Annotated in this window: 15 protein-coding genes; 11 read left to right on the top strand and 4 right to left on the bottom strand. The window is 55.4% G+C overall.

Going from position 1 to position 17,755, the window contains the following annotated elements:
* Positions 1 to 29 precede the first annotated feature (29 nt).
* From tsaD to AAC622_RS11835, 4 genes are read left to right on the top strand one after another with little or no spacing between them, the layout of a single operon-like run.
* On the top strand, positions 30 to 1,121 hold the full coding sequence (gene tsaD / locus AAC622_RS11850; protein WP_340262824.1) for a tRNA (adenosine(37)-N6)-threonylcarbamoyltransferase complex transferase subunit TsaD: 1,092 nt from the start codon (positions 30 to 32) through the stop codon (positions 1,119 to 1,121).
* Positions 1,118 to 2,056: an NAD(P)H-dependent glycerol-3-phosphate dehydrogenase gene (locus AAC622_RS11845; RefSeq protein ID WP_340262822.1), complete on the top strand. Its 939-nt coding sequence runs from the start codon at positions 1,118 to 1,120 to the stop codon at positions 2,054 to 2,056. Before tsaD ends, AAC622_RS11845 begins: the two co-directional genes overlap by 4 nt.
* A gap of 5 nt (positions 2,057 to 2,061) precedes the next feature.
* Positions 2,062 to 2,334, top strand: a complete 273-nt coding sequence (locus tag AAC622_RS11840) for a YciI family protein (protein WP_340262819.1) — start codon at positions 2,062 to 2,064, stop codon at positions 2,332 to 2,334.
* Positions 2,334 to 2,750, top strand: coding sequence for an EVE domain-containing protein (locus AAC622_RS11835; protein ID WP_340262818.1), 417 nt, complete (start codon positions 2,334 to 2,336; stop codon positions 2,748 to 2,750). Before AAC622_RS11840 ends, AAC622_RS11835 begins: the two co-directional genes overlap by 1 nt.
* A gap of 216 nt (positions 2,751 to 2,966) precedes the next feature.
* Here AAC622_RS11835 and AAC622_RS11830 read toward each other — a convergent pair whose 3' ends face one another.
* On the bottom strand, positions 2,967 to 3,308 hold the full coding sequence (locus AAC622_RS11830) for a DUF2853 family protein (RefSeq protein WP_340262815.1): 342 nt from the start codon (positions 3,306 to 3,308) through the stop codon (positions 2,967 to 2,969).
* Positions 3,309 to 3,466: 158 nt separating this feature from the next.
* Positions 3,467 to 4,852, bottom strand: a complete 1,386-nt coding sequence (gene ahcY, locus AAC622_RS11825) for an adenosylhomocysteinase (RefSeq protein ID WP_340262812.1) — start codon at positions 4,850 to 4,852, stop codon at positions 3,467 to 3,469.
* 163 nt (positions 4,853 to 5,015) lie between these two features.
* On the opposite strand from ahcY, the gene AAC622_RS11820 reads away from it, so the two are divergent.
* Positions 5,016 to 5,615 carry an HD family hydrolase gene (locus AAC622_RS11820; protein WP_317657180.1) on the top strand — a complete coding sequence of 200 codons (600 nt, stop codon included), beginning with the start codon at positions 5,016 to 5,018 and terminating at the stop codon, positions 5,613 to 5,615.
* Positions 5,616 to 5,618: 3 nt separating this feature from the next.
* Here the strand turns inward: AAC622_RS11820 and AAC622_RS11815 are convergent, their stop codons facing one another.
* Positions 5,619 to 6,176, bottom strand: coding sequence for an ActR/PrrA/RegA family redox response regulator transcription factor (locus AAC622_RS11815; RefSeq protein WP_340243822.1), 558 nt, complete (start codon positions 6,174 to 6,176; stop codon positions 5,619 to 5,621).
* A gap of 139 nt (positions 6,177 to 6,315) precedes the next feature.
* Positions 6,316 to 6,999, bottom strand: a complete 684-nt coding sequence (locus tag AAC622_RS11810; protein WP_340262809.1) for an SCO family protein — start codon at positions 6,997 to 6,999, stop codon at positions 6,316 to 6,318.
* Between the two features lie 93 nt (positions 7,000 to 7,092).
* Here AAC622_RS11810 and regB point away from each other — a divergent pair, with 93 nt between their 5' ends.
* From regB to addA, 6 genes are all read left to right on the top strand, one after another.
* Entirely contained in the window at positions 7,093 to 8,517 is a 1,425-nt protein-coding gene (gene regB / locus AAC622_RS11805; RefSeq protein WP_340262807.1) for a sensor histidine kinase RegB, read from the top strand.
* Between the two features lie 158 nt (positions 8,518 to 8,675).
* Positions 8,676 to 8,966 carry a hypothetical protein gene (locus AAC622_RS11800; RefSeq protein ID WP_340262805.1) on the top strand — a complete coding sequence of 97 codons (291 nt, stop codon included), beginning with the start codon at positions 8,676 to 8,678 and terminating at the stop codon, positions 8,964 to 8,966.
* A 93-nt stretch (positions 8,967 to 9,059) separates the two neighbouring features.
* Positions 9,060 to 9,590 carry a tRNA (adenosine(37)-N6)-threonylcarbamoyltransferase complex ATPase subunit type 1 TsaE gene (gene tsaE / locus AAC622_RS11795; RefSeq protein WP_340262803.1) on the top strand — a complete coding sequence of 177 codons (531 nt, stop codon included), beginning with the start codon at positions 9,060 to 9,062 and terminating at the stop codon, positions 9,588 to 9,590.
* Positions 9,587 to 11,266 carry a phosphotransferase gene (locus AAC622_RS11790; RefSeq protein WP_340262801.1) on the top strand — a complete coding sequence of 560 codons (1,680 nt, stop codon included), beginning with the start codon at positions 9,587 to 9,589 and terminating at the stop codon, positions 11,264 to 11,266. The genes tsaE and AAC622_RS11790 overlap by 4 nt, the downstream gene beginning before the upstream one ends.
* Positions 11,263 to 14,241 (top strand): double-strand break repair protein AddB, encoded by a 2,979-nt coding sequence (gene addB / locus AAC622_RS11785; protein WP_340262799.1) that lies wholly within the window; start codon positions 11,263 to 11,265, stop codon positions 14,239 to 14,241. Before AAC622_RS11790 ends, addB begins: the two co-directional genes overlap by 4 nt.
* Positions 14,238 to 17,693 carry a double-strand break repair helicase AddA gene (gene addA / locus AAC622_RS11780; RefSeq protein ID WP_340262797.1) on the top strand — a complete coding sequence of 1,152 codons (3,456 nt, stop codon included), beginning with the start codon at positions 14,238 to 14,240 and terminating at the stop codon, positions 17,691 to 17,693. Before addB ends, addA begins: the two co-directional genes overlap by 4 nt.
* Positions 17,694 to 17,755 lie beyond the last annotated feature (62 nt).

Below are 17,755 nucleotides of genomic sequence, written 5' to 3'. Positions count from 1 at the left end.
GTCTGTAATGGGCGAAGGATTCACGGGGCATGACCGCAGGGCAAACACTAACCATCTTGGGGCTGGAATCGAGCTGCGATGATACGGCCGCTGCGGTGCTGAGCCGCGAGGGTTCGGGGGATCTTATTCTTCTGTCTTCTGTTGTGGCAGGTCAAACGTCTCTACACGCCGAATTTGGTGGCGTGGTTCCCGAACTGGCCGCCCGCGCCCATGCTGAAAAATTGGATCACATGGTCGAAGAGGCCTTGGCGCAGGCAGATATCCCCTTAGCCGATATAGACGCCATCGCGGTCACTGCGGGCCCCGGTCTCATTGGGGGCGTTTTGTCAGGCGTCATGGCCGCCAAAGGATTGGCTTATGGTCTCAGCAAACCCTTGATTGGGGTTAATCATTTGGCAGGCCACGCCCTGACCCCACGCCTGACAGATGGGATGCGTTACCCCTATCTGATGCTCTTGGTTTCAGGGGGGCATTGCCAGTTTTTACATGTCAAAGGCCCTGACGATTTCACGCGCCTCGGGGGCACAATTGACGATGCCCCAGGCGAAGCCTTCGATAAGGTTGCACGGATCATGGGATTGCCCCAACCTGGCGGGCCATCAGTGGAAAAGGCGGCACAATCTGGGAACCCCCGCCGATTTTCACTTCCCCGTCCGCTCTTAGATCGCGAGGGCTGCGATATGTCATTCTCAGGCCTAAAAACGGCTGTGCTACGCCAACGTGATCAATTGGTTGCCGCCCAAGATGGGCTTTTTGAACAAGACCGCGCGGATATTTGTGCCAGTTTCCAAGCTGCAATGCGTGATGTTTTGGCCGAGAAATCACGCCGCGCCTTGGCCTTGGCAGATGGGATCACGGGCTTCGCTGTGGCGGGTGGGGTGGCCGCAAATCAAACCCTGCGCAAGGCGCTTGAGGCTGTATCGGATGAGGCCAATACGCCATTTGTCGCGCCACCATTGGCCCTATGCACAGACAATGCTGCTATGATCGCCATGGCGGGGCTAGAACGCTATCTCGAAGGGGCGCGGGATGATATGACGTTATCCGCCCGCCCACGCTGGCCCTTGGATCAAAGCGCCCATGCCATGCTTGGCTCAGGAAAAAAGGGGGCGAAGGCATGATTGATATCGCAGGCGCAGGCGCCTTTGGCACAAGCCTTGCCATGGCATTGGCCCGTGCGGGTCGGCCTGTGCGCCTTTGGGCCCGAGAGGGTGCCGAAAACATGCGCCAATCCCGCGAAAATACGAAACGTCTGCCCGATATCCGCTTGCCTGACCAAATAGAAGTCACGGATGATTTAGACGCGCTGAGAAGCGATATTTTGCTACTGGCCATTCCTACGCAAAAGCTTGGGTCATTTTTAGATGGCTATAGGCCGCACGCGGGTCATCTTGTCTCCTGCGCGAAGGGGATTGATTTGACCACGGGTCTTGGCCCTGCATCACTGCTGAGCGCGCGATTTCCAGACAAAGTCGTGGCACAGCTCACGGGTCCCAGTTTCGCGGTCGATATCGCGCGCGGCCTGCCAACGGCCCTGACCTTGGCGTGTCAGGATGCGACCGCCGTGACTACGCTGCAAAAGGCGTTATCCACGTCCAATCTACGCCTTTACGGAAGCACCGATGTTATCGGGGCAGAGATGGGGGGCGCCCTAAAAAATATAATCGCCATTGGGGCAGGTGCAGTCATGGGGAGGGGCTTGGGCGAGAGCGCGCGCGCCGCCCTTATGGCCCGCGGCTTTGCCGAAATGCGCAGGATCGCACGCGGGTTTGGCGCGATAGATGAAACGCTTTCAGGACTGTCGGGACTTGGCGACTTGATCCTGACCTGCACTTCGGAAAAATCGCGCAATATGCGCTTTGGCCTCTCCCTGACCCAAGGCACAGCTTGGTCGGAGGACAGCACAGTTGAGGGGGTTGCGACCGCGCGGGGCTTGGCCGCGCGGGCTGAAATTGACACACCCCTTGTCGATGCCGTGGCCAAGCTGAGCGCAGGTGAAGTAGAGTTTGACGAAATAACAGAGGCGCTTTTGGCGCGCCCTTTGACCATGGAGTAAAGAAAATGCGTTACGCGTTGATGTGCACAGACAAGGCCGAAGCCCTACAAACCCGCCTTGATAACCGCGAGGCCCATTTGGCCTATATCGCCGAGACAGGCGTGGTTGAAATGGCAGGCCCACTTTTGGATGAGGCAGGCAAGATGATCGGATCGCTCATCATCATCGAGGTCGAAACCCGCGCAGACGCCGAAGCTTGGGCCACAAATGATCCTTACGCAAAAGCAGGGCTTTTTGCGAAAACCCGCATCGAAGCATGGAAAAAGGTCATCGGCTGATGGCGCATTGGCTGTTCAAATCCGAACCCGACACGTGGAGTTGGGCGCAGCAATCTGCCCGCGGGGATCAGGGAGAGGAATGGAACGGCGTGCGCAATTATCAGGCGCGTAACTTCATGCGGCAAATGGAAATCGGGGATCAGGGGTTTTTCTATCATTCCCAGACCGAAAAGGCCGTGGTGGGCCTTGTCGAAGTCATCGCCACAAGCCACCCCGACAGCAACACGGACGACCCGCGTTGGGACTGCGTGGACATAAAAGCCCTCCGCCCCATGCCCCGCCCTGTGAGTTTGGAAATGGTTAAGGCCGAGCCTCGTCTTGCCAAAATGGCCTTGCTGCGCCAATCGCGCCTCTCGGTGCAACCCGTGACACCAGAGGCCTGGGATATCATCTGTAAAATGGGTGGGCTGGAATAAAGAAGGAGGGCCTCGATCAGATCGGAACCCTCCGCCACCCACGCGCTCTTCTCGCTCCGCACGTGTTCGAATGAGGGCCCGCCATACTGGGTATGGATAACATAACCCCCTGCGAGCAATCAAAAAAAAGCACGTCGAATTTTATCGATCACATAAGAAGGCCCCCAACACCGCCGTGGCAGTTGGGGGCCTGTTTGACTGATAAAGCGGTCAGGTTCAGCGATAGACGCTTTCTTTACCGAAATGCTTGACCAGCATGTAATAGATCACCGCGCGGTATTTGTTCCGCTCTGAGCGACCATAGGTTTCGATGAGGCTATTGATCGCATCCATCAACTGAGGGCCATCGGCCAGACCCAGTTTCTTTATCAGAAAATTATTCTTCACGGTTTCCAATTCGGACGGTTGGCTGCCTGCCACTGCTGAGGCATCTGCATTATAAATGGACGGCCCTAGACCAATCGTCACCTTGTTCAGAAGATCCATATCCGCATCCATGCCGCATTTGTTTTTCAAATCGCCCGCATATGTGGCGATTAAATCATCACGTTTGCCCATCACAAACTCCCCCTAAAGACACATTGGCCCGAAGGGTAATCCCATCGGGCTAAGGGCAGACTGGCAAGTCAAAGATAAAAAATAAACCTAAAAATAAAAGATCGGGCGCTTTTGCCCGATCTTTCAATCTTTTCAGCCATATCGCGCAGGGTCGCACGTCAGTAGCGGTAATGCTCTGGCTTGAATGGGCCTTCAGGCTGAACACCGATATAATCCGCTTGGGATTTATCCAGCTTGGTCAGCTTCACGCCAATCCGATCCAAATGCAGACGGGCCACTTTCTCGTCCAAATGCTTGGGCAGAATGTAAACCTCGTTCTTATAATTTCCGCCATTCTTCCACAATTCAATCTGCGCAAGCACCTGATTGGTGAAGGAAGCGGACATCACGAAAGAAGGATGGCCTGTGGCATTGCCAAGGTTCAACAAGCGGCCTTCAGACAAAAGAATGATGCGGCTGCCCGAGGGCATTTCGATCATATCCACCTGCTCTTTGATATTCGTCCATTTGTGGTTTTTCAAAGCCGCAACTTGGATCTCATTGTCGAAATGGCCGATATTGCCCACGATGGCCATATCCTTCATTTCGCGCATATGTTCGATGCGGATGACGTCCTTGTTGCCCGTGGTGGTGATGAAGATATCCGCGCTTGCGACCACATCTTCCAACAGCACCACTTCGAACCCGTCCATCGCGGCCTGAAGCGCGCAAATCGGGTCAACCTCGGTGACTTTAACGCGCGCGCCCGCGCCGCGCAAACTCGCGGCGGAACCTTTGCCCACATCGCCATAACCACAGACGACAGCAACCTTACCTGCCATCATTGTATCAGTCGCGCGGCGGATACCGTCAACGAGCGATTCTTTACAACCGTATTTATTGTCGAATTTCGACTTGGTGACGCTGTCATTGACGTTGATAGCAGGGAAGGGCAACTGACCCTCACGCACCAATTGATAAAGGCGGTTCACGCCTGTGGTGGTTTCCTCAGAAACGCCCTTGATCTGGTCGCGCACTTTGGTGAACCAGCCCGGGCTTTGCGCCATGCGCTTTTTGATCTGCGCTTTGATCACTTCTTCTTCTTCAGATTGCGGGACGGGGATGATGTCCTCGCCCGCTTCGGCGCGCGCGCCTAAAAGAACATAAAGCGTGGCATCACCGCCATCATCCAAGATCATGTTGGGGCCATCCTCAAAGAGGAAGGATTTATCAAGATAATCCCAATGCTCTTCCAAGGTTTGGCCTTTGATGGCGAAAACGGGGATGCTGGCCTTGGCAATCGCGGCAGCCGCGTGATCTTGGGTCGAGAAGATATTGCAGCTTGCCCAACGCACATCGGCACCCAAAGCCGCCAATGTTTCAATGAGAACGGCAGTCTGAATGGTCATATGCAAAGAGCCGACAATGCGCGCGCCTTTGAGGGGCTTTTCGGCGCCATATTCCGCACGCAATGCCATCAGGCCTGGCATTTCCGTTTCAGCAATGTCCAATTCTTTGCGGCCATAATCGGCAAGGGCGATATCTTTGACGATGTAATCTTTCACGAGTGCAGCCTCCTTGAGGGCGGATAATCATGTCTCTAATTTGGCGTGGCCATAGCAGCCTTGCGGCCCCACAGCAATGGCGCTGCGTCCATTCGCGCGGGATGCGTTGCATCTGAAGCGAAGGGCTATATGGTTTCGCAAAACGTGAAGGACAAAAGAACCTATGCCGCGCTCAACGCCCATCCGTGCTTGGCAACGAATGTTATCGGGTCGAAGGCTAGACCTGCTTGACCCCACACCCGTTGATATCGAGATCGAGGACATCGCCCATGGCCTCGCGTTCGTAGCGCGTTGGAACGGTCAAACGCGCGGCGATTATCCTTATTCCGTGGCTGAGCATTCGCTGTTGGTTGAACAGATTTACGACCTGCAACATCCCAACGGCCCCTTGAAATGGAATCTGGCTGCGCTTTTGCACGATGCGCCCGAATATGTGATTGGCGATATGATCAGCCCCGTTAAATCTGCCGTGGGGCCTGGATATGCGGAATTGGATGCACGCTTAACCGCTGCAATTCATCTGCGGTTTGGCCTGCCTGCAGAATTGCCCAAAACGGTCAAAACACGGATCAAACAAGCGGATCGCATCAGCGCGTGGATCGAGGCCGTGCAAATCGCGGGCTTTTCAGAAACCGAAGCAGATCAATTTTTTGGCAGGCCCGAAGCCAAGCTTCTGTCGCAAATCACCCTTGCGCTGCGCCCGCCCGCAGAGGTGCGCGCAGATTTCACCGCACGGCACAACGCGCTCATCGCGCGGATTTAAGGCTTACTTCGGGCTGCGCTTCGCCAAAATCCGTTGCAACGTGCGGCGATGCATATTCAAGCGCCGTGCCGTCTCGGACACATTGCGATCACAGAGCTCATACACGCGTTGAATATGTTCCCAACGCACGCGGTCAGCACTCATCGGGTTTTCGGGCGGTGGGGGGAGATCATCATCACTGGCCAAAAGCGCGGCGGTGATGTCATTTGCATCCGCTGGTTTCGACAGATAATCAGTCGCGCCAATCTTTACCGCAGCGACCGCAGTTGCAATCGCACCATAACCCGTCAAAACGACAATCCGCGCATCGGGCCGTTTCGCGCGGAGTGTTTCCACAACATCCAAGCCATTGCCATCTTCAAGCCGCAAATCGACAACCGCATAAGCAGGCGGGCGGGCCATCGCGATTGCTTTCCCTGCTGTCACAGTTTCGGCGGCTTCGACCTCAAACCCACGCTTTTCCATGGCGCGCTGCAATCGGCGCAGAAACGGCTCGTCATCATCCACTAAGAGAAGTGACTTATCAGGCCCGATATCCCGTAAACTGCGCTCTTGCGACATTGGCGTTCCTCCCATGGAGCCAGTCTGCCCAAAGCTCTGGCGGCCAAAATTGGTCTGTATAGCTTAATTAGGGAGAAAATCTGCGCGGGTCAAATGCACGATGTCCATAACCCACGCAAAGTGATTTGCAAGCAAAGGTTTAGCTGCTTGCATCGAGGAAACACTGCACCGCATCTGCCATCTCTGCAGGGGCGGTATCGCGGCGGAAGAATTCGACAAACCCTGTATCAGGCAACACCAAATAGGTAAAAGTCGAATGATCCACCAAATAATATGGATCGCTCCCATCATCATGGCTGTTGTAATAGGTGCGATACGCACGGCTTGCAGCGGCGACTTGCGCGTCACTCCCCGTCAGGCCGATCATATCGGGATGAATGTTTTCGGTAAATTCACGCAGCCTTTCGGGCGTGTCGCGCTTAGGATCAATTGAAATGAAAACAGGCAAGACGGCTTCACCGCGTGCGGCGAGAATATCCACCACGTCTGCATTTCGCACCGTGTCCAGCGGGCAAACATCAGGACAAAACGTGTAGCCAAAATAAAGCAAGGTTGGCTCAGTGATCAGCGCCTCACTTGTGACCAACGCGCCGTCCTCGGTGATTAATTCAAACGGGCCGCCAATGGTATCAGACCCGCCCGCGATAACGGTTGAGCGGCATTGCGCATAGGCATCCTCGTTTTGAACAAGCCCCGCGCCGCCAAGCGCGCTTGGTTGTTGAAACAATGTCAAAGGCGAGCGCCCTTGCAAGATCAATACCGTTGTCCCGCCCAAAACCAGAACGAGAATTGCAAAGGCACCAATTGCAAAATACCGTGTCATGAAGCAGCCTTTCACCGCGTTAGTCCCATGTGGGGCAATCTATGGCGAGACCCGCAGAAATTCATCCCCACCTGACTGTGACAGAAAGCCCCAATGACCAAAGACCCCGCCCAAAGATTATTTGCCGATGATGCGCGCAGCGATTGGGTGCGATTAGAGACGCTCTTGCTGTTGCGCTGGTTGGCGATCATTGGCCAGACGATCACTGTCGCCATTGCCGCCTATTTCATCGGCCTTCGGGTGGAATTGGGCCTGTGCTTTTTGGCCATTGGCGCGAGTGTCATCTCCAATCTTGTCGCGATGGCTATTTTCCCACGCAGCCAGAGATTGTCTGATCGCGATGCGATGCTGACTCTTCTTTTTGACCTCACACAGCTGGGGTTTTTGCTGTTTCTAACAGGGGGGTTAAACAATCCTTTCGCCTTGTTGATCTTGGCACCTGTAACCATTTCGGCCACAGCGCTGACGCTAGGTTCAACTGTCATGCTTGGCGGGATTGCCATTGGTCTGATTACAGTTTTGGCCTTTTACCATGTGCCACTGCGCAGTTTGGACGGATCAGTTCTACAAATCCCCCCGCTTTTCTTGCTTGGGTTTTGGACTGCGATTGTCATCGGAATCGTCTTTCTATCCTCCTATGCGCGGCGCGTGACCAAAGAAACGCATTCGATGAATCAAGCTCTCTTGGCCACGCAAATGGCCCTCGCGCGGGAACAAAAGCTCACCGATCTTGGGGGCGTGGTCGCTGCAGCGGCCCATGAACTGGGCACACCCTTAGCCACGATAAAACTTGTCTCGAGCGAACTGGCCGATGAACTGGCCGAGGCGCTATCAAGCCGACCAGATTTGTTTGAGGATGCAAAATTGATCCGTGACCAAGCGGATCGGTGCCGTGATATCCTTCATTCCATGGGGCGTGCGGGCAAGGATGATTTGCAAATGCGTTCCGCCCCCTTTGGCGAGGTGCTCCGCGAAGCTGCGGAACCCCATGCTGATCGGGGTATTGACCTGCTCTATGATCTCGCGCCCGCCCTACCCGATGTCGCCGATGAGGACAGTGCCCCGCCTGTGATCTATCGCAAGCCTGAAATCATCCACGGCCTGCGCAATCTTGTCCAAAACGCCGTAGACTTTGCCAATGCGACAGTCTGGATTGAGGCAACTTGGGATTTGGCCGAAATCCGTCTTTGCGTCATTGACGATGGCACGGGCTTTCCCCCTGAGGTGTTAAGCAGGCTGGGCGATCCATTTTTACGCCGCCGCACCAGACAATCGAACAGCCCGCAACGTGTCGGGTATGAAGGCATGGGACTTGGCCTATTTATCGCCAAAACCCTATTAGAGCGTTCGGGCGCGCGGGTTAGCTTTCGCAATTCCAGCGACCCATTCCTAACGGCTGCGGAAAAAGGCGCCAAGCGCGGCGCGGTGGTTGAGGTTGTTTGGCCAAAGTCGCGGATTTGTTTGTCCGAAGAAGAACGAAATACGCCCCTAGGACAAAACAAACCTTTTTCTCCGTGAGAAACCCTCAAAATTTACGATCATTAACAGAATATTAAGATTTAATCCCCAGTGTTATCCCCAAGGGGTGTTTATGCCCTTCACGCAGCGCGCGTTCATTCTGCACAGTGAGCGCGCCAATATTAATTGGACGATGCACATCTCTGGGGGGTAAGGGTATGGCCGCAATCGGCGCAAACCCGCTATTCATTGTCGGTGGTGTCAGCTTCTTGGCGGCTTTGGTGGCTAGCCTGATGGTTCAGTTTGTCATTTTGCAAGAAGGCCGCAAACTGGGGGGGCGGATGGATCGCATCCCGCAAGATGCGATACGGAAATATGTGTTTCGCGAAAATTACCTGATTTCAGATGTCGAAGCGACTGATTGGTATTTGGCCGATCCCGAGGATCGCGCAGGCGCTTGGCGCAATCTTGCCCTAGGCTTAGAGCATCTGCACCAATCACAATGCTGATGAATTACGCCACATCACAAAACGGGTAAATATCGAAGGCCGATCCCTTCTCTATGGCTTGCGCCCCGTCTGATCCCTTGTAAACTTGGCGCAATGTCTGATGGATCCGCTGCACCCCTCTCTGATTTGCCACCTTGCCATGCACATCTGCGCTTGGCTTCGCCCGAAGCCATGTCAGAATTTACAGAGGCCCTCGCGCCGCTTTTGGAACCAGGTGATGTTTTGGCGCTTTCTGGTGATCTTGGCGCAGGTAAAACCCATTTCGCGCGTGGGGTGATCCGAACCCGACTCGCGCAAATCGGACGCGTGGAGGACATCCCCTCCCCAAGTTTTACGCTGGTGCAAATCTACGAGGCCCGCCCCTGTGATATTTGGCATGTTGATCTGTATCGCCTCGGTGATCCGCGTGATGTGGATGAGTTGGGCCTTATAGATGCGTTTGAAACGGAAATATGCCTGATCGAATGGCCCGAACGGATGATGGCCGGTCTCCCAACGCGCACAATCTGGCTTTCGTTTATATATGACCAAAGCGCCCCTGATCAGCGTCATATCAGGCTCTGTGCGTCCCAAGATCATCCCAAACTTCCGCAACTTTGCGCCTTGGCTGAGAGGTATCCATGACCACGCTCTCACCAGAGGCACGCGCTTTTCTCGACCGCATGGGATGGGGCATGGCCAAGCCAAGCCCAGTTGCAGGCGATGCTTCGGCGCGCAGCTATACCCGCCTGCATCTCTCAGACGACTATAGTGCGGTTCTGATGCAGACGCCTAAAAGCGAAATCAAAAGCCAAGCGGCGTTTCGCTATGTTGCCGCCTATTTGCGCGGCTTGGGCTTGTCGGCGCCCACAGTTTTTGGCGAAGATGTTGATGCAGGCTTCCTCTTGGTTGAGGATTTTGGCGATCAAACCTACAGCGCAATTTTGGATCAAGGCCTGACCCATGAGGTTGAGCTTTATCACACCGCGCATGATCTTTTGGCGGTTTTGGCGCGGACGGGCGCAATGGGTGGGCTACCCATTTTGGCCGCCGCTGAATTGGCGCGATTGACCGCAATCACCTTTGAAGAATTGCCCGAAAACAATGCGCTGAAATCTGAACAAGCCGCCTTTCAAAACGAGCTACAAGGCCTTGCAACATGGATCTTGCGGGGCGTGCCTGTGACGGTGTTGCGCGATTTCCATGCGGGAAATCTGATTTGGCTGCCTGACCGCACAGGGTTGCAACGTGCGGGCGTTATTGATTTTCAAGACGCACTCTGCGGCCCCAAAGGCTATGACCTCGTCTCGCTGATTGATGATGCACGGCGCGATCTGTCGCTTGAATTGCGCACCACATTGATCCGCGATCATGCGCATATTTTGAACATCAGCGAAGATGATATGATCCTGAGGACAAGCCTGCTCTCGCTGCAACGCAACTTCCGTATTTTGGGGCTGTTCCGCCGCCTCGCGCGGACTGGAAAACCAGAGTATCTGCGGCATATGCCACGGGTTGCCGCCCATATTCTTCGCGCTTTAGACCATCCAACGCTTGCGCCCTTGGCCACAACAGCGCGTGCGATCTGCGCGCATTATCTGCAATCCACCGCCGATCACGCCCCCCGCGGTGCAATGATCATGGCCGCAGGGTTTGGCACGCGTATGGGGGCGTTAACCAAAACCACGCCAAAGCCATTGCTGCAGGTGGCGGGACGGGCCTTGATTGACCATGCGCTTAATGTTGCGCGCGCGGGGCATGCCGCGCCATGCGTGATCAACACCCATTATCACGCCAATCAAATGCGCCACCATCTGCGCAACGCAGAGGTCATCCTCAGCGAAGAGCAGCCAGAGATTTTGGAGTCAGGCGGCGGTATTCGCCATGCCCTGCGCTACTTCTCGGATACTGCGATTTTTACACTGAATTCTGACAATGTTTGGACGGGCCCAAATCCCTTTGCCACGCTGTCTGCTGCTTGGCGACCCACAGAAATGGATGCGCTGATGCTGCTTGTCCCACGGGACAAGGCCACAGGCCGTCAGGGGGATGGTGACTTGGGACTTGATGCCACAGGGCGGGTTTTGTTTGACGATCCCCAAAAGCCCTATGTGTTCACAGGCGCACAAATCCTAAAGACCGCACTAATCGCCGCCATGGATATCCCCAAATTCGGCCTTCGGATGCTGTGGGAAACCCTTGCGCAAGAGGGGCGGCTGTTTGGTGTCATCCATCAGGGCGGATGGGCCGATGTGGGGCATCCAGAGGGGATCGCGTCAGCAGAAGAATTGCTTGCCACCGAAAAGGTGGCCGCCACATGAGCGGGCGAAACCTCTTTGCCACCCCCATTGGGGTAGAGTTTACCTCAGCATTGATTGCAGGGCTGGACGCGCGGCTTGCAGGGCAGCCACCCGAGGCGATTGCGCGCGTGGAAATTTGGGTGAACTCCGCCCGAATGGAACGAAATCTGCGCGCCCAATATCTGCGCAAAGAAGCTGCATTTTTGCCCCGCATTCGGCCATTCGAGGCCATGGCGCATCTGCCTGATTTGGGTGGTATGGCACAACCTGCCTCAGATTTGCGGCTGCGTTTGCATCTGGCGCAACTGGTCGGGCGGCTTTTGGATGCAGCCCCTGATTTGGCACCGCGTGCCTCGATCTGGTCGCTTGCCGATAGCCTTGCCAATCTATTGGCGGAAATGCACGAAGAACGGGTCGCGCCCGAGGTGCTACAGCGTCTGAATGTCGAAGGACATTCAGAACATTGGCAGCGCAATCTAGAGTTCATCAAAATCCTACGGCACTATTTTGAGGACAACCCCGACCTGCTCACCCAAGCTGCACGCCAAAGCAGTTTGATTGATCGTTTAGCGCAACATTGGCAGGACAACCCACCTGACCATCCCGTTATTATTGCGGGCTCAACAGGGTCACGCGGGGCCACCGCGCGCCTGATGAAGGCGGTTGCAGGGCTTAATCACGGCGCGGTGGTTCTGCCAGGATTGGATTATTATCTACCGCATGACATTTGGCAGGCGCTTTTGTCGGGCGATGGCCCCACGGGCGGCCTGACGGGGCAAGACCATCCGCAATACCGATTGGCAAAATTTGCGCATGACTTGAATGTGAACCCTTGGGAAATCCCCCGTTGGATTGAAACCACGCCCCATAATGAAAACCGCAATCGCCTTGTATCCCTTGCCCTAAGACCTGCCCCACAAACGGATCAATGGCTTGAGGAAGGGCCAAAACTTAGCGATCCCCAAGGCGCTCTGCGCGATGTGACCTTGATTGAAGCTGAAACCCCGCGCGAGGAGGCGATGAGCATAGCCCTCGGACTGCGTCACGCCATCGAGGCGGACAAACGGGTCGCGTTAATATGCCCAGATCGGATTTTGGTGCGTCAGGCCTGTGCCATCCTTGCCAGATGGTCGCTCTATCCTGACGATTCTGCAGGCGTGCCCTTGGGGGAAACGGCAACGGGGCGCTTCTTGCGCCATGTCAGTGATCTGATGCTTGCGCCTTTGACGGGCGAGCGGTTGTTGATCATGCTCAAACACCCCCTTTGTCACTCTGGCGGCGAAGATCGGGGCGCGCATCTGCGCCGCACCCGCGAGCTAGAACAAAAGATGCGGCGGTGTCTGTGGGCGTTTCCAAAACGATCTCAGATTATGGATTGGGCGGCTGAGCAAACCGATGATCCAGACCTGATGATCTGGGCGGACTGGGTTTGCCGCGAATTGATAGATCGGCCCGTCTTGCCACAATCAGGTGCGATGGCTGAGTTCGTGCGCGCCCATATCGCTTGGGCCGAGCGTTTGGCAGCGGGCCCTCAGGCCACTACCGAGGCCGAAGCATCGGGCGCACTTTGGCGCCAAAATGCGGGCGAAGAGGCGCTACGCCTGATGAACCGCTTAGGAAAAGAAGCCGATGCCGCAGGCGCAGTGAGCTTGCGTGATTATCGTGACCTCTTTTCTGGCATCCTCAGCGAGGCCCTTTTGCGCAACCCCGTCCGACCACATGCAGATCTGTTGATCTGGGGGCCGATGGAGGCGCGGGTGCAAGGCGCAGATCTTTTAATACTTGCAGGCCTGAACGAAGGGGTTTGGCCCAATTCAAGCGGCGCTGATCCATGGCTTAATCGCGCCATGCGGGCTGAGGCGGGGTTGCGCCTCCCAGATCGGCGCATCGGCCTTGCCGCGCATGATTTCCAACAGGCACTCGGCGCGCAAGAAGTTTGGCTCACCCGCGCCAAACGCGATGCAGAGTCCGCCACCATCCCGTCCCGATGGCTCAACCGCTTGGTGAACCTCCTTCGTGGCAGCAGCGATGCAAGCCGCGCGGCCTTGAGTGAAATGACCGAACGAAGCGCGTTTTGGTTAAGCCTTGCCGCAGAGATCGACAGACCAGAGGCGCAAGACCGAAAGCCACGCGCCAAACGACCTGCACCGAAGCCCCCCGCCGATGCGCGACCAAAATCCCTTTCGGTGACGCGCATAGAGACCCTCGTGCGCGATCCTTATGCGATTTACGCCCGCTATGTATTGGGTCTGTATAAATTGGGCGAATTAAACGCCCTGCCCAATGCCGCAGATCGGGGAACCGCGCTGCACCGCGTGTTGGAGCGCTTCGTTGACCAATGCCGCAGCGCCGAAGACTTCGGCGACCTGACATCCGCCCGAACAAAACTTTTGACCATGGCCGATGAGGTATTTGCCACAGATGTCCCATGGCCCTCGGCCCAACGGATGTGGCGCGCCAAGGTCGTTAAATTCGCCGATTGGTTCGTTGAAGGGGAATTGCAACGGCGCCAAACCCAAACCCCAGAATTGCTTGAGGCCAAAGGATCTTGGCCGATTGCCGAAATTGATTTCACCCTCACAGGCAGTGCAGATCGAATTGACCGCGATCAAAACGGGAATTTATGGATTTACGACTATAAGACAGGATCCGCTCCAACGCCCAAGCAAGAAGCGAACTTTACGAAGCAACTTTGGCTTGAGGCTTTGATGGCCGAAGCGGGCGCGTTTACGGGCAAACCTGAAACCGTTACAGGTCATGGCTATCTTGCACTTGGGAAACAATCGGATGGCAGCGATTACATCACTGCTGATGATCTGCGCGGCATGTATGAAAGCTTCCTGACACTCATCCGCGCCTATCAGTCGCCCGACAAAGGCTATATCTCGCGGCGTGCCGTGTTTGATCAGAATTTTGACGGCGATTATGATCACCTCGCGCGCTACGGGGAATGGGACGAAACAGAGCTTCCACCACAGGAGGCTGACCCAGAATGACCCTGACGCCCCCAAAATTTGACGAAGCCACGCTGGCACAGGTGATTTCAGCGGATCCTTTGCGCTCGACTTGGCTGTCGGCCAATGCTGGCTCCGGAAAGACGCGGGTTCTGACAGATCGCGTATCGCGCCTCTTGCTGCAATCTGTGCCGCCTGAACGGATTTTATGCCTGACCTATACCAAGGCTGCCGCGGCAGAGATGCAAAACCGCCTTTTCTCGCAACTTGGCAAATGGGCGATGTTAGCCGATGCCGAGTTAATCAAAGCCTTGGCGAAATTAGGGGTAGCCGAGGACGACCTTGGCACAGACACGCTCGCCCATGCCCGCACGCTGTTTGCGCGGGCGGTTGAGGCACCAGGCGGTTTGAAAATCCAGACAATCCACTCCTTTTGCGCCTCAGTTTTGCGGCGCTTTCCTGTTGAGGCGCACATATCGCCCGCTTTTGAGGAAATGGATGATCGCGACCAGACCGACCTCATCTCGGAAATCCTCGAAGATATGGCTACCGATAGTATCGGACAGGGCCGTATCGCATTGGATGCGGTCGCCCCGTTTGTGTCTGACCTCGATGGGCACGAACTGGCCAAGGCGGTCATCAACAAGCGAGAGGCGTTTGATCCTGCCGCCACAGAAGCCCAACTGCGCCAGTTTTTTGAGCTTGGAACCAAGACCTTTGCAGATCTGATATCTGAGACATTCATGGGGGATGAACAGGCACTTTGCAATAAATTGGCCAAGCTGTTGAGCTATGACAACAACAGGCAAAGAAAGTCCAAGATCACACTAGAAACCTATGATTGGTCAAAACACAGCCTTACTTCCATCGCTGCGATAGAAGATGTTTTCGTCAACGGATCAACGGCGAAAAACAATCCAGATCAGGCCAAAGGCGCCACAATTTTCAACACAGATGTGCGCAAGGAAATGGGGGATGATTTCCCAGCCCTTTGTGATTTCATGGAGCGCCTTGCAACAGCGCGGCAGACCCGCCGCGCCTTGATCATGTTTGAAAAATCAAACACGCTGCATCAATTCGCGGCAGAGTTTCTCGCCCGATATGATCGCGCCAAGGAACGGCGTGGTTGGCTTGATTTTGACGACCTGATCCGCCTGACCAATCGACTTTTGACCAAAACCAGTCTGGCCCAATGGGTGTTGTTCCGCCTTGATGGCGGCATCGACCATATGCTTGTGGATGAGGCGCAAGATACCTCTCCCGCGCAATGGCAGATCATTGCAAAACTGGCTGAAGAATTTGCGGCGGGCCAATCCGCGCGCGATGGTTTGACCCGCACAATTTTCGTTGTGGGGGATAAAAAGCAATCCATCTATTCTTTCCAAGGGGCCGATCCCGAAGGGTTTGATCGCATGCGCGATGAGTTTGATCATCGCCTTGCCGCGGTGCAGTCGAAACTCCATAAAAACGTGCTGAAATATTCCTTCCGCTCGGCGCCAAGCATTTTGCAATTGGTTGACCGCGTGGCCGCCGATCAAGCCTATGCGGGTTTGGGCCAAGATGTGGAACACGCGGCCTATTTTAGCGACCTTCCCGGGCGGGTGGATATTTGGCCCGCAATTCCAAAAACCGAAAAAGCGGATATCCCCGAATGGGACAGCCCCGTAGATTTGGTTCATGACAGCCACCACACCGTGATTTTGGCTGATCAAATCGCTGATTTCATCGCGCAGAAAATCAATTCAAAGCAGATGATCCGCCTGAAAGGGGTAGACCCGCGTCCTGTGCGACCGCGTGATTTTTTGATCTTGCTGCGCAAGCGCAGTGATTTGTTTCACCAAATCATCCGCGCGCTCAAGTCACGGAATTTGCCCATCATGGGCGCGGATCGCCTGCGCATCAGCGCAGAACTGGCTGTGCGCGATCTCACGGCATTGATGAACTTTCTTGCGACACCAGAAGACGATCTTTCACTGGCTGCTTTTTTGCGCTCTCCCCTTGGCGGTTTGAGCGAAGACCAACTTTACGAGTTAGCCCATTGCAGGGCGGGCACGCTGTGGCAGGCGCTCTCTAACCACTCTGCTTACGTGGGGATCGTGTCCACGCTGTGGGAGTTGCGGAACAAAGCTGATTTTGAGAGGCCCTACGAGATTCTGGAAAATATCCTCACCCAAAAAGATGGCCGGCGCGCTTTGATTGCGCGGTTGGGTCAAGAGGCCGAGGATGGGATCAACAGCCTGCTGCAACAGGCGATGAGCTATGAGCGCCACGATGTGCCTAGCATTGCGGGCTTTGCTGCATGGCTTCGGCGCGGGGATGTGACCATCAAGCGGGACATGTCAGGGGATGATGACCAAATCCGCGTCATGTCAATTCACGGGGCCAAGGGTTTAGAAGCCCCTATTGTGATCCTGCCCGATACAGCGCGACAGAATAGTCGTGGCGGGGGTGGGGTTAATCTGCTTCAAACCAAAGACGGGCCACTGATTTGGGCGAATTCGTCAGACGACCTCGATGCCGATCTGCGCGAAGTCCACGAGGCGCGCAAAGCCGCGCAGAATGAGGAAGAAAACCGCCTGCTTTACGTTGCAATGACCCGTGCAGAGAATTGGTTGGTCGTCGCAGCCGCAGGTGATTTATCAGCAAAGTCGGGCGACAAACTATGTTGGTATGATCAAATTCGCGCCGCCGCAGAAAACCTGCCCAATGTGAAAGCCATAGACATGGCGGGGCAAACGGGGCTGCGACTGGAGAATGGCAACTGGGATAGTCACGCCCTCGACACATCTGAACCCGCCTCGCCTCAAGGTGTTTCTGCACAGGTGAAAGCAGCCCTCGCCTCATGGGTGCGACAAGCACCGCCTCCAAAGGCAAAAGACAAACCTGCGCTCAGCCCTTCAGATTTGGGGGAGACACCCGAACCTAGCCCGCAAGAGGCCGCCCTCAAGACCCAATGGCGCGATGCGGAGGCAGCCAAACTGCGGGGGCGGCGTCTGCATCTGTTGTTAGAGCATTTGCCCAAAACAACACCCGCCGCATGGGCTGCAACCGCGCCCATGATTTTGGCGGCTGAGGGCGATTGCAGCCCAGAGGAATGCGCCGCCCTCTTGAGAGAGGCAGAGCGTGTCTTGACCCACCCCAATTTGCATGAGCTGTTTGCAGGGGATGCCTTTGCCGAAGTGCCGCTGACAGCCTTTAGCAAAACATTGAACCATCAGGTCTATGGCGTGATCGACCGCTTGATCCTGCGCGATGCAGAAGTATTGGCAGTAGATTTCAAATCCAATCAAATCGTGCCGCAAAGCCCTTCTGAGGTTTCCGAAGGTTATCTGCGCCAAATGGCGGCCTACGGCGAAATGCTAAGGGCGCTATATCCCACACGGGTCGTGAAATTGGCCATTTTGTGGACAAGTGGGCCAAGCTTGATGGAGCTGCCCGATAATCTGTTAGAACAAGCGCTGCAAAGAGCCGCAGGGAAAGGCGTGGGTTCTTGACGCGGGGCAACGGCATTCATAGGTTCCATGTTAACCACTGTCATCCCAAGGAGGGCTATATC

Origin of the sequence: Roseobacter sp. HKCCA0882, assembly GCF_037805225.1 — a bacterium.
Classification (GTDB): domain Bacteria; phylum Pseudomonadota; class Alphaproteobacteria; order Rhodobacterales; family Rhodobacteraceae; genus M30B80.
This window is presented reverse-complemented; position numbering and strand designations above follow the sequence as displayed.

What these genes read in the sequence shown, in the direction of transcription:
- tsaD (WP_340262824.1), top strand. Translation starts at nt 30, where the DNA reads ATGACCGCAGGGCAAACACTAACCATCTTGGGGCTGGAATCGAGCTGC.
- AAC622_RS11845 (WP_340262822.1), top strand. Translation starts at nt 1,118, where the DNA reads ATGATTGATATCGCAGGCGCAGGCGCCTTTGGCACAAGCCTTGCCATG.
- AAC622_RS11840 (WP_340262819.1), top strand. Translation starts at nt 2,062, where the DNA reads ATGCGTTACGCGTTGATGTGCACAGACAAGGCCGAAGCCCTACAAACC.
- AAC622_RS11835 (WP_340262818.1), top strand. Translation starts at nt 2,334, where the DNA reads ATGGCGCATTGGCTGTTCAAATCCGAACCCGACACGTGGAGTTGGGCG.
- AAC622_RS11830 (WP_340262815.1), bottom strand. Translation starts at nt 3,308, where the DNA reads ATGGGCAAACGTGATGATTTAATCGCCACATATGCGGGCGATTTGAAA.
- AAC622_RS11820 (WP_317657180.1), top strand. Translation starts at nt 5,016, where the DNA reads ATGCCGCGCTCAACGCCCATCCGTGCTTGGCAACGAATGTTATCGGGT.
- AAC622_RS11815 (WP_340243822.1), bottom strand. Translation starts at nt 6,176, where the DNA reads ATGTCGCAAGAGCGCAGTTTACGGGATATCGGGCCTGATAAGTCACTT.
- AAC622_RS11810 (WP_340262809.1), bottom strand. Translation starts at nt 6,999, where the DNA reads ATGACACGGTATTTTGCAATTGGTGCCTTTGCAATTCTCGTTCTGGTT.
- regB (WP_340262807.1), top strand. Translation starts at nt 7,093, where the DNA reads ATGACCAAAGACCCCGCCCAAAGATTATTTGCCGATGATGCGCGCAGC.
- AAC622_RS11800 (WP_340262805.1), top strand. Translation starts at nt 8,676, where the DNA reads ATGGCCGCAATCGGCGCAAACCCGCTATTCATTGTCGGTGGTGTCAGC.
- tsaE (WP_340262803.1), top strand. Translation starts at nt 9,060, where the DNA reads ATGTCTGATGGATCCGCTGCACCCCTCTCTGATTTGCCACCTTGCCAT.
- AAC622_RS11790 (WP_340262801.1), top strand. Translation starts at nt 9,587, where the DNA reads ATGACCACGCTCTCACCAGAGGCACGCGCTTTTCTCGACCGCATGGGA.
- addB (WP_340262799.1), top strand. Translation starts at nt 11,263, where the DNA reads ATGAGCGGGCGAAACCTCTTTGCCACCCCCATTGGGGTAGAGTTTACC.
- addA (WP_340262797.1), top strand. Translation starts at nt 14,238, where the DNA reads ATGACCCTGACGCCCCCAAAATTTGACGAAGCCACGCTGGCACAGGTG.